This is a genomic window from bacterium, assembly GCA_021158245.1.
Classification (GTDB): Bacteria; Zhuqueibacterota; QNDG01; order QNDG01; family QNDG01; genus QNDG01.
On record JAGGVB010000181.1, the window covers coordinates 21,347 to 33,857 of the forward strand.

The following is a 12,511-nucleotide window of genomic DNA, read 5'->3' on the forward strand; positions in this document are numbered from 1 at the left end:
CAGGATACCGACAACAACTCTTGTAGCTAAATTTAGCGTCGGAGTCCTAATTCTTTAATTACGGCTCTGTATCTCTCAATATCTTTTGTTTTGATATAATCAAGAAGCCTGCGCCGCCTGCCCACCATTTTTAACAACCCGCGGCGTGAATGGTTGTCTTTCTTATGCACTTTGAAATGTTCAGTCAGTTGATTGATTCTTTCTGTTAAAAGAGCAACCTGAACATCCGCTTTACCTGTATCGCGCTCATTATCACCGAATTTTTTGATAAGCTCGCTCTTTTTCTCTTTAGTCAAGCCCATTAATACCTCCTACTGGTCTTCAATAAAATTGCTAATGATTTCTTTTTATCTTGTTCTATATTTTCTCTCAACTCGTCAACAGTTGAGAATTTTTTCTCCCCGCGAATTCGTTCCAGGAAAAAAATATCCAGTTCCGAATCATATAAATCACCCTTAAAGCCGTGCAAATGTACTTCTATTTTCTGCTCATTACCGTTAAGTGTAGGCCGATTTCCGATATATGCCATACCTCCGAACTCCTCATCCAGTGCTCTAACCCTTACTGCATAAACTCCATTTTCAGGAATAAGCTTCCCCTCTTTTTTAATTTTTAAATTTGCAGTAGGAAATCCAAGCTCACGGCCTAATTTCTTACCCTGCTCAACTTGTCCATGCATCAGAAATTCGTGCCCTAACATAGTGTCAGCACTTTTTATTTGCCCCTTTCTGACAAGTTCTCTTATACGCGTACTGCTTACAAATTCTCCATTAACTTTTACAGGATCAACCACATGAATGGAAAAATCATAATCAGAGCTCATACGCTGAAGAAGTTTCTGTGTCCCCTCAGCTCCTCTTCCAAATGTATGGTTATAACCAACAACGAAATTCAGAACACCTGTTTTTTCAACAACAACTCTTTTGATAAATTCTTCCGCTCCGGTTTTTGCCACTTCTCTGTCAAAAGGAATTATACAAACAGCATCAACTCCTCTTTCTTCAATAAGACACAGCTTCTCATCAAGAGTCGTCAGTAATTCAGGTACTTCAGTGCTTCTGACAACTCTTTTCGGAATCGGATCAAAAGTAATCAGCACACTTCTTGAATCTGTACTTTTTGCAAGACTTACGATTTTGTCAATGATCTTTTTATGCCCGAGATGAATCCCGTCAAAAGAACCTACTGTAACACAACTTTTCTTTTTATAGGGGACATCATTAAAAGTTTTATAAATTTTCATAATTATACTGCTAATGCTTCCCTGATCTCTTGCAGTTGATAAGAATCATCAACTTTGTAATCTCCGATCTTTGTTCTCCTTAGATAGCTTAAATGCCCCCCCGTCTCTAACATATCCCCTACATCTCGTGCCAGTGCCCTTATATATGTTCCCTTTGAACACCTGACAGTTAATTTTAAAAACGGCGGATCCCACTCATCAAGCAAAATTGAAAATATAACAACCTTCCTCGGGCTTCGCTCTATCACCTCGCCTTTTCTCGCAAGGCGGTATAACGGGCGTCCTTTAACTTTGATAGCTGAATACATCGGAGGAATCTGCTCTATCTCACCATTAAAATTTTTCAGTACATCTTCAATTACCTGCACTGGAAAAGATTCCACTTCTTTCTTTTCTATGATCCTGCCTTCAGCATCGTCTGTGTCTGTTTTAATCCCGAGTGTAATAATACCTTTATACTCTTTCTCCATACCTACAAGGCTGCTTACTCCCTTTGTTGCCCTGCCTGTAACTACAAGCAGAACACCTGTAGCCATTGGATCAAGAGTACCTGCATGACCGACCTTCCTGCATTTTGTCCAGGCTTTTATCTTTTTAACAACACCGAATGAAGTTATTCCTTCAGGTTTATCAATATTTAATACTGCTCCTGCATTAAAATCCAAAGAACTTATTTTAACAGCTGCACTATTCATTAAACAAATGATTCAAGTATTTTTATTAATTTTTCCTTTACCTCATCAGCTTTTCCGGCAACTCTGCACCCTGCTGCACGCTGATGGCCCCCACCCCCAAATTCTCCTGCAACTGCATTCACATCTACATACTCTTTTGAGCGCAAACTTATCCGAAAATAATCGGGTTTTTCTTCAATCATAAAAAATTCTACTTCTGTCCCGTCAATAGCAAGAAGATAATCAACAAAACCTTCAGTATCAACATTACTGCCCTCAGATACAAATCCGTTTACAAGATACATGCAGCTAACCTTGCCATCGAAATGGAACTCAAGAGTGGACAGAGCAGAAGATAGTGCACGAAGAGTATCAGGAGAAGAACGCTGATAAAGCATTCTTGCAATAAACCCCGGATCCGCTCCGCAGCGGACCATCTCTGCACATATATAAAGAGATTTATCTGTAGTATTTGGGAAGCTGAAACTTCCAGTATCACAGACAATCCCGTTATAAACATAAGTTGCCATTGCTTTTGTAACATCTATACCCAAAGCAGAAATCAACTGATAAACAATTTCAGACGTACTGCTTGCTTTTGGGTCCACAACATTAATTTTACCAAAATTAACATTGCTCGGATGGTGATCAATGCTTATTATAGTACTGTTGTCAGGAATTAAGCTGTTGACTCTGCCTATTCTCTCAAGATTTGAAGCATCAAGAACAACACAAACTTCCGGAGTAAAATCGTAATCTATTTTCTCAAAAGAAACGATACTATCCACATCAGGCAGAAAATCAAATTTCCCGGGAACAGTATCATCAATACACATTAAAAACCGTTTACCAAGATGCTTAACAATTGACGCAAACAGAAGAATTGACGAAATCGAATCTCCGTCGGAATTAATGTGTGCTGTTATTAAAAAATCATCTTTCTCTTTTAAAACCTGCGAAACCCTTGAAAAGCCTTTACTGATTTCATTATCCTCTTTATATTGCATCCTGTTTTCTGTCATGTAAAGTCAGCCTATAGTATCTTTATCCGAAGAATGTATCTCATTAAAAATTTCATTAATATGTTCCATGTAATCCAAACTCGTATCAAGAAAAAACTTAATCATAGGCAGATAACGTAAACGAATACGGGTGCCGAGTTCACTTTGTATAAATGAAGTAGCTCCTTCCAGAATATGCATTGAAGCCGCCCTCTCCTCATCGCTGCCGAGTATACTAACATATACTCTTGCATTACGCAAATCTGCAGACAAAGCAACTTGAGTAACTGTGACAAATCCCAGTCTCGGATCTTTCATTTTAGTCCTGAGTATCTCGCTTATTTCAAGCTGGATCATACCTGATACTCGTTTTTGTCTCTGGCCTGCCATATTACTTATTATCTCTATAGAATCTCAATAATATTATCTATCAGTTCAACACGATTATCTTTAATAATAGCATTCATGACCCTGGTAAAAACAGAATCAATAAATCTCCGGCTATTTGATACTGATGCAATACCGATACATGCCCTCTGCCACTTATCCTGATAATCCACTTCCGATACTGAAATATTAAAATTATTTCTTAAACGGGTAATTATGCTTTTCAAAATAAATCTCTTTTCTTTAAGAGACTGTGCACCGGAAATATGCAGCTCTACCTGCAAAGTCCCTACTAACATTTATCAAAGCTCCCTGGCCTTCTCAATAATAATGTAAACCTCAAACATGTCACCTGCTTTTATATCTCTGAATCCCTCAAGAGTAATACCGCATTCATAACCGGCAGCTACTTCTTTAACGTCATCTTTAAAACGTTTAAGAGAAGATATCTTTCCGTCATGAATTATCTCTTTATCCCGAATAACGCGTACCATGCTGTTTCTCAATACTTTACCGGAAAGAACATAGCAACCCGCTATCATGCCTACTTTTGAAGCTTTGAATATATCGCGGATTTCCACTTCTCCGGTTACTTCTTCGATAAGTTCCGGCTCCAAAAGCCCGGAAAGTGCAAGTTTAACATCATTTACTACATCATATATAACTTCGTATAAACGGATATCAATATTTTCTGCCTTGGCGAGATCCACTGCTTTACCGTTCGGCTGCACATGGAAACCTATAATTACAGCTTCAGACGCTTCGGCAAGAAGCACATCTGATTCATTAATAGCACCAACTGCTTTGTGAACTATACGAACACTTGCCATATCTGTTGCTAAATTCATCAAAGAATCACTTAACGCTTCAACAGATCCGTCCACATCTCCCTTGATAATAACTGCAAGTTCCTTAACAGTTCCCTCAGCAATATTCTTTGATATCTGATCAAGAGTCAGGCGTTTTATCTGCTTGAAGCCCTGTTCACGTTTTAACTGCTGCCTCTTGTTGCTTATATCACGTGCTTCCTGTTCACTGTCAACAACTACAAAAATATCTCCGGCCTGAGGCATACCTGAAAAGCCCATCACCTGCACAGGCGTAGATGGCCCTGCATGTTTAACTTTATTTCCCCTGTCATCAATCATTGCTCTGACTCTTCCATGGAAGGGGCCTGCAATGAAAATATCTCCAATATTTAAAGTACCTCTCTGGATTAATATATTTCCGATAATACCTTTGCCTTTATCCTTACGCGCTTCAAGAATTACAGCCCTTGCCTTTGCCTCGTGATTGGCCTTAAGTTCAAGTATTTCAGATTCAAGAAGTATTATCTCCAGTAACCGGTCAATTCCTTCCCCTGTTTTAGCGGAAACTTCTGCACACTGAACCTTGCCTCCCCAGTCTTCAACAAGCACATTATGTTCGGAAAGCTGCTGCTTTATTCTATCTATATTTGCACCTGATTTGTCAATTTTATTAATTGCAACAACAATAGGCACATTAGCAGCCCTGGAATGGTTAATCGCTTCAATTGTCTGAGGCATAATACCGTCATCTGCCGCAACAACAAGTACAACCATATCAGTAACCTGTGCACCTCTGGCACGCATTGCAGTAAAAGCTTCATGGCCAGGAGTATCAAGAAATGTAATTGCATTATCATTAGTTATTACTTCATAAGCACCAATATGCTGAGTGATGCCTCCTGATTCATGAGATATTATATTGCTTTCCCTAATAAAATCCAAAAGAGAGGTCTTGCCATGGTCAACATGGCCCATAATAGTTACTACAGGGGCTCTCGGATGAAGTTTGGACTCATCTTCTTCCTCTTCAAAAATTACCTGGTCTTCCGTATCTTCTCCAAACTCCGTAAGGAATACAACATCATACTCAAATTCATGCGCCACCATCATAATTATTTCACGGTCAAGACGCTGATTTATAGTAACCATAAGGCCGAGAGACATACATGCTTTTATCACTTCATTTGCTTCAACATCTAATAAATTAGCGAGTTCTGATACTGAAGCAAATTCAGTAATCTTAATTACATTCTCTTCTGTTTCTTCAATTTCGTCTTTTATTTTATCCTTTTTATGCTTCCTCTTTTTGGTAGTATCACTCATCTTGGCTAGAGTTTCTTTTATGGAAGCATCTATCTCCTTCTCATCAATTTTAACCTGAGGCCCTTTTTTACGTTTTTTACGTTTTCGCCTCTTTTTATTCGAACTTTTTGACCCCTCTCCGCCTTCTGCAATAAAAGTCTCTTCCTGCTTTTTATGGTGATGCCTTTTTTGCGGAATTTCTTCTTCTACATCAGCCTGTTTTTTATGTTTCTCTTTAGAGCGGGTTCTCTCCTCTTCATTTTTTTCTTCATGATGTTTTCTTGCCGCTTTCTTTAACGAACGCTTCGGCTTTTCTACAGGAGGTATCTTATCAACATCAATTACCTGTGCAGCACCATGCTTCTGGCCTGCACTTGTGGTTTCTGCTTTCTTCTCTTCTTTTTGGGCTACAGGCTCAGCTTTCGGTTTCTCTCTCGGCGGCTCTGTAACTTTAAGAGCTTTTTTTGCAGCCTCTTCAGAACGTTTCCTTGCCCTCTTTTTGCCAGTAGTTGAAACAGGTTCAAGTTCACTTCCTTTAGAGCGCTCAAGAATTTCATTTATCTCTTCACGAATAGTCTCTCTGCGCTTCTCCTCTTCAATCTTTTTTTCCTGTATTTTTTTTCTAAAATCAGGTTCTTTAGATTCAAGGTCTTCAGCTCTTTGAAAATTTTCATTAATCAGAGCATACATTTCGTCGCTCACCGGTGCCATGTGGTTCCGCACCTTAACGCCCTGTTTGTGCAAGAACTCAATAAGAGTCTCGTTCGACATGTTAAATTCTTTTGCTACGGAGTATACTCTTTTTTTACTAGTCAATGTTACCCTTTTTCCTGTTTTTAGCCTAAATTATCACTTTAAAACATAAGGCCATTATTCGGTTTCGTCAGATTCTTCTTCATAATAAGAAGAAAGAATCTCAAATAACTTGTCAACTGTTTTACTGCCAAATCCTTTTATATCAGAAATCACGTCCTTACCGGCATCCAGTACTTCATCGGCATTTTCATAGCCGGCAGATGTAAGTTTATCATATATTATCTTCGTCAGTTCAGGAATATCTTCAAGAAGAAGTTTTTCTTCCTCTGCATGTTCCGCATCCCACTCAGACTGTTTAACAGTTGTAATCTCATAACCTGTGAGCCTTGATGCAAGTTGTCTGTTCTGGCCGCCGCGTCCTATAGCAAGGGATATCTCATCATCAGGGAGCACTGCAACAGCACTCTTTTCATCTTCATTGACAATTACCTGTACCGGTTTCGCAGGGCTTAAGGCCCGTGCAATAAAAATTTCAGGCTCACCATTCCAGTTAATAACATCTATTTTCTCGTTATTAAGCTCTTTAACTACAGCCTGAATCCTTACACCCTTAAGCCCAACACACGCTCCTACAGCATCTATTCTGCTATCATTTGAGGATACCGCAACTTTTGCCCTTTCACCCGGGAAACGCGCGACACTTTTTATCTCTATAATACCATCATAGATTTCCGGTACTTCTATTTCAAAAAGCCCTATGAGAAGTTTAGGCGCAATCCGGGACACAATAACCTCAGGCCCTCTGTTTGTTCTGGCTACATGCCTGATTACAGCTTTCAGAGTGTCGCCTCTATAATACCTTTCACTTGGTATCTGTTCGGATTTAGGCAACGCCACTTCCATATTCTCTACAGAAATCAAAACTTCGTCTCTGCTGATCTGACGGATGTCACCTACAATAATTTCACCGACACGATCTTTAAACTCTTCGAACAAAATCTCTTTTTCGGCTTCACGGATTTTTTGCGTGAGTGTCTGTTTTGCAGACGTTATTAATCTTCTGCCAAATGCCGAAGGATCAATAATTTCTACAAACTCATCACCCAATTCAAGGTCAGGTTCAGTCTTCTTTGCATCATCAAGAGCAATTTCAGATATAGGATCTTCTACCTCAGCAACTATTGTTTTAATCTGGTATATCTCCACTTCACCTTTTTCCATGTTAACGAATATATCAAAATTATCCGTTTTTCCGTACTTCCGTTTAATCATTGAAAAAAACATGGACTCAAGAATTTCACTCACTGAGTCTTTTGAAATGTTTCTCTCTTTCGCTATTTGTGTTACTGCCTCAACAATATTTACATTCATTGAAGTTTATCCCTCAATTTACCACTCTATTGCCCGTCTCGCTTTTAAAATAATTTTATACGGGATAGTCAAACTATCCATTTTATCAACGATCCTGATTTCCGTTTCAGATACATCCTCAAGAAAGCCTTCAACTTTTTGCTTTGCCCCGTCCTCATCCCGAAATACTATCCTCAGCTTCTTCCCCATGTTCCTTAAAAAATCTTTCTTTTCCTTCAACGCCCTGTCAAGGCCGGGAGAAGACACTTCCACTCTATAGGAATCCGGGGCGGCAAGAGACTCTTTGTTAATAAGCGAATATATTTTCCGGTTTATCGTTGCACACTCGCCAACTGTAATCCCATTTTTGGTATCAACAAAAAATCTGAAAATTCTGTTCGAAGGCCCTCCGATAATTTCAACGTCTATCAGTTCAGCTTCTTCCTCCTCAATAACTGGAGTAACTGCACTAATTATCTTCTCTTTTAAACTGCTCATACAATATCCCATTAAAAAAAGTGGGTATTTGACCCACTTCAGCATATAATATATGAAATATTTTCCTCTTTTGCAAGGAAAATATACAGAAACAATAATCTTAACGCAGGATCAGTTATGATTTAGAGTATTAAGTAAGAACGCAACTTCCGATTTATATTCAAATGACGGGTAGTTGTCAAGCAACGCCTGTAAAATTTCTTTTGCTTTAGCAGAATTACCTGCCTCTTCATAACAGCGTGCAGCACTCTTTAAATAAAAAGGTGCTGAAAATAATTTTTCAAATTTGTTGGCAGCTTTTTCATACATTTCAGCAGCTTCTTTATATTTCTTCTGCATCTCAAGACAATCACCCATCCCCGCATAACTTGCCGGAGTATAAACAGGATCAGACGAAATCGTTTTTATACAAATTTGATAGTACTTTAAACCATTATCATAATCCTTATTATCATAATAAGAGTTTGCAATAAAAAAAGCCGACTCTCCTGCTGCACGTGTACCTGCGTATTTATCAACAATGGCAGGCATTTGCTGAATTACACGGTCATAAGCTCCCTGATAGTAGTATTGCTCTGCAACACCCAACTGTCCTTCAGCAGCCATTTCCGCCCTTTTTTTGCTTTTAACTGAAAACAATACAATAAGCAGAATAACAGCAACAGAACCTATCACAATATTTATATATTTAGAATGCTTTCTCAAATATTTCTGAAAATTAACATAAAGAGTTACTATCGGATCTTCTTTGATTTCCTTCTTCGCAATTCTCTTTCTCGGTTTCAGCATAAATGCTCCATAAGTAATAAAATTATTGTTTATATTCTCCGCTCAGTACTTCTTTTACAATCTTAGCTACAGTGGTCTGCAGATCCGCAGGTTTTGTAAAAAATGGGAACCCATGATCATGCTGCTGCTGAAGCACTTCCGCTTCATCTGCATACCCTGTCATAAGTATTACTCTCTGTTCCGGGTTTCTTCTGCGTAATTCATTTGCAAGCTCAAATCCGGACATAGTGGGCATACGAATGTCAGTAATCACAAGATCCGGATGAAATCTCTCCCACTCAGACAGAGCATCTTCTCCGTTAAAAGCCATTCTGACATCATAGCCCTGACGCTCAAGAAATCGCGCATATACGCGGGCAATCGTATCCACATCATCAACAACAAGAATTTTTTCTTTCATCCTGGCCCCCTTCAAAGGTATTAATTTACATATTATCGGGGTATCTCTAATTCTCTCCTGATTACTGTTCTTCTTAAAATAAACCTGTTTTTAAAAAGAACTACTCAGATGAAGAGCTTACAACAGCTGCACTTAAAAACCGCCTGAAGTACCCCAGGTAGGAATCGAACCTACGACACCCGGTTTAGGAAACCGGTGCTCTATCCCCTGAGCTACTGGGGCAGCTTAAAACTACCTGTCAAATAATTTATTAAACTTAGTTTAAAAAGGCAAGATTTTTTTAAAATAATAAATACTTTAAATCGGCTTGCTTTCCTGAATATTGTTTTGTATTATTTAAAACACGACAAATATCATTTCTGTTTTTGAGGAGGTTTTTATGGATACAACTATTTTTAACAAAGTTTCAAAGAAAATAGACTCATACGAGGAAGAAGTAATAAAAATCCAGAAAGGTTTAACTGCTATACCGGCTCTTAGCCCTGAAAACGGAGGTACAGGTGAAAAAGAAAAATCTGACTATATAAAATCACTTCTTACGGAACTTGGGTTTGACTCAATTGAAGAAGTTGATGCTCCTGATGATAGGGTACCTGCAGGATACCGGCCAAATCTAATAGCAATTATGAACGGGAAAGACACAGCGCAGACAATCTGGATTATGAGCCACATGGATGTTGTACCAACAGGCGACAGGGAGAAATGGGATACCGAACCTTTTGAAGCTGTAGTCAAAGGAGACAAAATATACGGAAGAGGCACAGAAGATGATCAGCAGGGTTTTGTTTCGTCCTTTCTTGCAGTAAAGGCTCTTATTGAAGAAGGTGTCGTACCTGAACATAACATCGGCCTCGTTGTAGTAGCTGATGAGGAATCAGGATCAAAATACGGCATTCAGCATGTTATTAAAGAAAAGAAAGAAATTTTCAAACCTGATGATCTAATCATCATTCCTGATGCGGGAGATCCTGAAGGTATCACAATAGAAGTAGCTGAAAAATCAATCCTCTGGGTAAAATGCGAGACACAGGGAAAACAGACCCACGGATCAACTCCTGAAAAAGGGAAAAATGCCCACAAGGCTGCAGCACATCTTATTGTAAAGATGAATGAGCTTTATAAAAAATATGATAAAAATGATCCGCTTTACGATCCGCCGATATCAACTTTTGAACCGACACAAAAGGAAAAAAATGTTGATAATATAAATACTATTCCCGGTTCCGATGTATTTTATTTTGACTGCAGGATTCTTCCCGACTACTCAATAGAAGATATACAAAAAACAATCAGGTCGTGGGCAGATGATATTGAAAAGGAATTCGGTGTAACAATTACTCTTACATATCCGCAATTGGAATCAGCGCCTCCTGCTACTCCTGCTGATGCTCCTGCTGCTGCAGCACTTAAAAAAGCTATAAAAGAACTGAGGTCAAAGGAACCTGTAACAATAGGGATAGGCGGAGGAACTGTTGCCGCCTACTTCAGAAGAGCAAATCTCCCTGCAGTATGCTGGTGTACTCTTGACGACACACTTCACGCTCCCAATGAATATTGCTCAATTAAAAATGTACTGGAAGATGCACGAATTTTTGCACACATTGCTCTTCAGACCTGGTAAACAATAATCAGCCATGTCTGAAACCAAAAAAAACTGGCAGCGTCTTGCAGATAATGATTTAAAATGGAAAATCTTTAAAAAAAGGGCCGAACTTATGCAGGCTGTCCGGTCCTTTTTTATAAACAGGGATTTCCTTGAAGTCGATCCCCCAACTGCATCGCCGTGGCCTACCCTGGATTCAAATATTGATTCTGTTAAAGTAAGAATTCACGATATGAACGGGAATCCTTCCGAACTTTTTCTTCATACTTCTCCGGAACACGCAATGAAAAAGCTTCTTGCAGCAGGGTCAGGGGACATTTTCTTCCTGGGAAAAGTTTTTCGAGATGCGGAAATAACAGAACTGCACAACCCTGAATTTACAATGGCTGAGTGGTACAAAAACGGAGCAGCCTACAATGAAATAATGGACGAAACAGAAGAGTTAATTATCTATTGTGCAGAAAAAGTAACAGGTTCACTTAACATTTCCTTTCAGGGAAAAAATATTGACCTGTCTTCACCCTGGGACAGAATTTCAGTTAAAGAACTGTTTTTAAATAAGGCAGGCCTTGATCTTGACAAATGCATGTCTCTTGATTTAATGCGGAAAGCAGCAGTAAAAACCTCTGTCTATTGTGAAGATAATGACGACTGGGATACCATATTCTTAAGAATTTTTATGGAAAAAATAGAGCCTGAATTAGGACTTAAAAGGCCGGTTTTTGTAACAGACTATCCTGCAAAAAACCCTCTTATGGCAAAACTTAAAGCTTCCGACCCTGCTTACGTGGAAAGAGCAGAACTTTTTATCGCAGGAATTGAACTTGCAAACGGATACACTGAACTTACAGACGGGAAAGAACTTTTAAAAAGATTTAAAAAAGAGCAGCAATCAAGGCCGGGGAACCTGCCGATTGATACTGATCTGATTAAAGCACTAAAGACCGGCATGCCCGAATGCAGCGGAATTGCACTTGGTATTGACAGGCTGCTTATGCTTTTACTGGACAAAAAAAGTATAAATGATGTTATTCTGTCCCCGGTAAAAGAAATGATATAATCAGGCAATAAAATCCGTGTTGAAAGTTATAAAGTTGTAAAGTTATAAAGTTGTAAAGTTATAAAGTGCCCTGCCGCTGTCCGGGGGTTTAAGGCATCAGCCTTTTATTAAATCTGACAATTGTTTACAACCTTTTTGAAAAAAGCCCGGCAATCTTTTCAAGCCACTCTTTATCTACTCTGTCAAAACTGCCAAAGGAATCATCATCAACATCCAGCACTGCTTTTATATTAGCATTGGAATCAAACATCGGTACAACAATTTCAGATTTTGAACTCGGATCACATGCAATATGTCCCGGAAATTTATTAACATCTTCAACAATTACAGTTTCACCAATTTTGACTGCTTCGGCACAGACTCCGGAATCAGCAGAAAGATAAACGCATGCAGGAGTCCCCTGAAAAGGGCCCAGCACAAGCCTGTTATCTTTAACAAAATAAAAGCCGGCCCAGAAATAATTCAGTCTCTTCTTTAAAACAGCAGCAGTGTTACCCAAATCGGATATAAGCTCACCATTCTTTTTCAGACGAATTTCTATCTCCCTGAAAGACGCCAGATACTTATCTGACTTTGTCAAGCAGCACTCCCGATTGCATTAATTAAATCATGCACTAAATAAAACACAAATTATTTTTT

At 38.9% G+C, this 12,511-nt stretch carries 14 protein-coding genes and 1 tRNA gene; 2 read left to right on the forward strand and 13 right to left on the reverse strand.

Translation table 11 applies throughout. The annotated features are described in order from the left end of the window. Positions 1-32 precede the first annotated feature (32 nt). The 12 genes from rpsO to J7K93_10395 all read right to left on the reverse strand — a co-directional run bounded on the left by rpsO (position 33) and on the right by J7K93_10395 (position 9,431). Positions 33-302 carry a 30S ribosomal protein S15 gene (gene rpsO, locus J7K93_10340; GenBank protein ID MCD6117403.1) on the reverse strand — a complete coding sequence of 90 codons (270 nt, stop codon included), beginning with the start codon at positions 300-302 and terminating at the stop codon, positions 33-35. Next, entirely contained in the window at positions 302-1,243 is a 942-nt protein-coding gene (locus J7K93_10345) for a bifunctional riboflavin kinase/FAD synthetase (protein ID MCD6117404.1), read from the reverse strand. The genes rpsO and J7K93_10345 overlap by 1 nt, the downstream gene beginning before the upstream one ends. A 2-nt stretch (positions 1,244-1,245) precedes the next feature. After that, positions 1,246-1,938: a tRNA pseudouridine(55) synthase TruB gene (truB, locus tag J7K93_10350; GenBank protein ID MCD6117405.1), complete on the reverse strand. Its 693-nt coding sequence runs from the start codon at positions 1,936-1,938 to the stop codon at positions 1,246-1,248. Continuing rightward, positions 1,938-2,939: a bifunctional oligoribonuclease/PAP phosphatase NrnA gene (locus tag J7K93_10355; protein ID MCD6117406.1), complete on the reverse strand. Its 1,002-nt coding sequence runs from the start codon at positions 2,937-2,939 to the stop codon at positions 1,938-1,940. Before J7K93_10355 ends, truB begins: the two co-directional genes overlap by 1 nt. A 6-nt stretch (positions 2,940-2,945) precedes the next feature. Further along, positions 2,946-3,308 carry a 30S ribosome-binding factor RbfA gene (gene rbfA, locus J7K93_10360; GenBank protein ID MCD6117407.1) on the reverse strand — a complete coding sequence of 121 codons (363 nt, stop codon included), beginning with the start codon at positions 3,306-3,308 and terminating at the stop codon, positions 2,946-2,948. Between the two features lie 14 nt (positions 3,309-3,322). Further along, positions 3,323-3,604, reverse strand: a complete 282-nt coding sequence (locus tag J7K93_10365; protein MCD6117408.1) for a DUF503 domain-containing protein — start codon at positions 3,602-3,604, stop codon at positions 3,323-3,325. Positions 3,605-3,607: 3 nt separating this feature from the next. Continuing rightward, positions 3,608-6,232: a translation initiation factor IF-2 gene (gene infB / locus J7K93_10370; GenBank protein MCD6117409.1), complete on the reverse strand. Its 2,625-nt coding sequence runs from the start codon at positions 6,230-6,232 to the stop codon at positions 3,608-3,610. 54 nt (positions 6,233-6,286) lie between these two features. Next, entirely contained in the window at positions 6,287-7,543 is a 1,257-nt protein-coding gene (gene nusA, locus J7K93_10375; protein MCD6117410.1) for a transcription termination factor NusA, read from the reverse strand. An 18-nt stretch (positions 7,544-7,561) separates the two neighbouring features. Continuing rightward, positions 7,562-8,020 (reverse strand): hypothetical protein, encoded by a 459-nt coding sequence (locus J7K93_10380; GenBank protein ID MCD6117411.1) that lies wholly within the window; start codon positions 8,018-8,020, stop codon positions 7,562-7,564. 111 nt (positions 8,021-8,131) lie between these two features. Further along, a complete protein-coding gene (locus tag J7K93_10385; protein MCD6117412.1) occupies positions 8,132-8,809 on the reverse strand; it encodes a tetratricopeptide repeat protein in 678 nt (225 codons plus the stop codon). Positions 8,810-8,831: 22 nt separating this feature from the next. Next, positions 8,832-9,209 (reverse strand): response regulator, encoded by a 378-nt coding sequence (locus tag J7K93_10390; GenBank protein MCD6117413.1) that lies wholly within the window; start codon positions 9,207-9,209, stop codon positions 8,832-8,834. 149 nt (positions 9,210-9,358) lie between these two features. Beyond that, positions 9,359-9,431 (reverse strand) — tRNA-Arg (locus J7K93_10395). Positions 9,432-9,588: 157 nt separating this feature from the next. On the opposite strand from J7K93_10395, the gene J7K93_10400 reads away from it, so the two are divergent. Further along, complete coding sequence (locus J7K93_10400) at positions 9,589-10,830, forward strand: M20 family metallo-hydrolase (GenBank protein ID MCD6117414.1); 1,242 nt, start codon at positions 9,589-9,591, stop codon at positions 10,828-10,830. Between the two features lie 13 nt (positions 10,831-10,843). Continuing rightward, positions 10,844-11,872 carry an EF-P lysine aminoacylase GenX gene (gene genX, locus J7K93_10405; GenBank protein MCD6117415.1) on the forward strand — a complete coding sequence of 343 codons (1,029 nt, stop codon included), beginning with the start codon at positions 10,844-10,846 and terminating at the stop codon, positions 11,870-11,872. Between the two features lie 124 nt (positions 11,873-11,996). Here genX and J7K93_10410 read toward each other — a convergent pair whose 3' ends face one another. After that, a complete protein-coding gene (locus tag J7K93_10410; protein MCD6117416.1) occupies positions 11,997-12,452 on the reverse strand; it encodes a GAF domain-containing protein in 456 nt (151 codons plus the stop codon). Positions 12,453-12,511 lie beyond the last annotated feature (59 nt).

Coding starts and splice junctions, on each gene's coding strand:
- rpsO (MCD6117403.1), bottom strand. CDS start 302: ATGGGCTTGACTAAAGAGAAAAAGAGCGAGCTTATCAAAAAATTCGGT.
- J7K93_10345 (MCD6117404.1), bottom strand. CDS start 1,243: ATGAAAATTTATAAAACTTTTAATGATGTCCCCTATAAAAAGAAAAGT.
- truB (MCD6117405.1), bottom strand. CDS start 1,938: ATGAATAGTGCAGCTGTTAAAATAAGTTCTTTGGATTTTAATGCAGGA.
- J7K93_10355 (MCD6117406.1), bottom strand. CDS start 2,939: ATGACAGAAAACAGGATGCAATATAAAGAGGATAATGAAATCAGTAAA.
- rbfA (MCD6117407.1), bottom strand. CDS start 3,308: ATGGCAGGCCAGAGACAAAAACGAGTATCAGGTATGATCCAGCTTGAA.
- J7K93_10365 (MCD6117408.1), bottom strand. CDS start 3,604: ATGTTAGTAGGGACTTTGCAGGTAGAGCTGCATATTTCCGGTGCACAG.
- nusA (MCD6117410.1), bottom strand. CDS start 7,543: ATGAATGTAAATATTGTTGAGGCAGTAACACAAATAGCGAAAGAGAGA.
- J7K93_10380 (MCD6117411.1), bottom strand. CDS start 8,020: ATGAGCAGTTTAAAAGAGAAGATAATTAGTGCAGTTACTCCAGTTATT.
- J7K93_10385 (MCD6117412.1), bottom strand. CDS start 8,809: ATGCTGAAACCGAGAAAGAGAATTGCGAAGAAGGAAATCAAAGAAGAT.
- J7K93_10390 (MCD6117413.1), bottom strand. CDS start 9,209: ATGAAAGAAAAAATTCTTGTTGTTGATGATGTGGATACGATTGCCCGC.
- J7K93_10400 (MCD6117414.1), top strand. CDS start 9,589: ATGGATACAACTATTTTTAACAAAGTTTCAAAGAAAATAGACTCATAC.
- genX (MCD6117415.1), top strand. CDS start 10,844: ATGTCTGAAACCAAAAAAAACTGGCAGCGTCTTGCAGATAATGATTTA.